Source organism: Neisseria sp. P0021.S007 (assembly GCF_051956855.1).
In genome coordinates, this window is sequence record NZ_JBQCXA010000169.1 from 1 (window position 1) to 1,003 (window position 1,003).

Sequence of the window (1,003 nt, forward strand, 5' to 3'; positions counted from 1 at the left end):
CTCCCCATACCGTCCGGGCAACATTTAAACAATTTGACGGCCATAGGGTCGGTGCAGATTTCACGTTGAAATGTACAGAAAACCGTTGTTTGATAGATGATTTTAAGATGATTGGCGATCAAACCGGCATCAAAACCGATTACAAACTTGTTTTGCGCAAACAAAAATGTGAGTGAGCCGACAAAACAAAAGGGCTGCCCAAACAAATGGAGCAGCCCTTTGATTTTGAAATCAAGGTCGTGAAGGATGCGGATTTAAGCGGACAGGCGGCAAATTAGGTTTTCCGTATTGGGAAACGGCTTGTCTGTCTGAAGCCACTTTTCCTGACTGCATGACGCCGCTATCGTTGCGTATTGGATGTGCGGCATACTCGTCTTGATTTAATTGTGAAACTTCTTCATTGACTTCATGCTCTGCCACAAGTTCATACTCATTATCGTATGCCTTACTCTTGCCAAGCCGAACTTCCCCTCCCGCCATAGCGGATACGGAAAACGCGGATAACATGATGATTATGCCGATTTTTCTCTGCATAATATTCTCCTTTTCTCAAATATTGCTTCTTTATCATTTCTTTAATTCATGCCATAAAAGCAAGTTCAAACAAAACCAGTTTATCTGATTCCATTTATAGAGGCTATTTAAACACAAAACCTGCATCAATACATATCCGTTATTAGAAGTTTATTTTCCATATAAACAAGGCCGTCTGAAAAAATCCTAAAAACCGAGTACAATCCGCCGCATGAAAAAACGTACCAATCCCCTACCCCTTTTAAACGGTGTCAAACCCAGCTACTTGGTTTTACCGCATGAAAAGCAGTTTTACGGCTTGCCGCTGCTGCATTTTTTATGCGCTCATTTTCCCTTTGTCGGCGAAGAAAACTGGCGGCGGCGGCTGAACAGCGGTTTTGTGGTGGGTGCGGATGGCGTGCCGTTTGATGAAAATACCTTGTTCGAACCCGGCAAGACGATGTTTTATTACCGTGAAACCAGCCGTGAG

The 1,003-nt window shown here is 43.4% G+C and carries 1 protein-coding gene and 1 pseudogene; one reads left to right on the plus strand and one right to left on the minus strand.

Annotated elements, in window-relative coordinates; all coding sequences use genetic code 11:
* Positions 1 to 231 precede the first annotated feature (231 nt).
* Positions 232 to 534: a hypothetical protein gene (locus ACTHUR_RS11955; RefSeq protein WP_107768832.1), complete on the minus strand. Its 303-nt coding sequence runs from the start codon at positions 532 to 534 to the stop codon at positions 232 to 234.
* A gap of 211 nt (positions 535 to 745) precedes the next feature.
* Between ACTHUR_RS11955 and ACTHUR_RS11960 the strand changes: the two are divergent.
* Positions 746 to 1,003 (plus strand): annotated as a pseudogene (locus ACTHUR_RS11960) (pseudouridine synthase); the annotation flags it as partial.

Coding starts and splice junctions, on each gene's coding strand:
- ACTHUR_RS11955 (WP_107768832.1), bottom strand. CDS start 534: ATGCAGAGAAAAATCGGCATAATCATCATGTTATCCGCGTTTTCCGTA.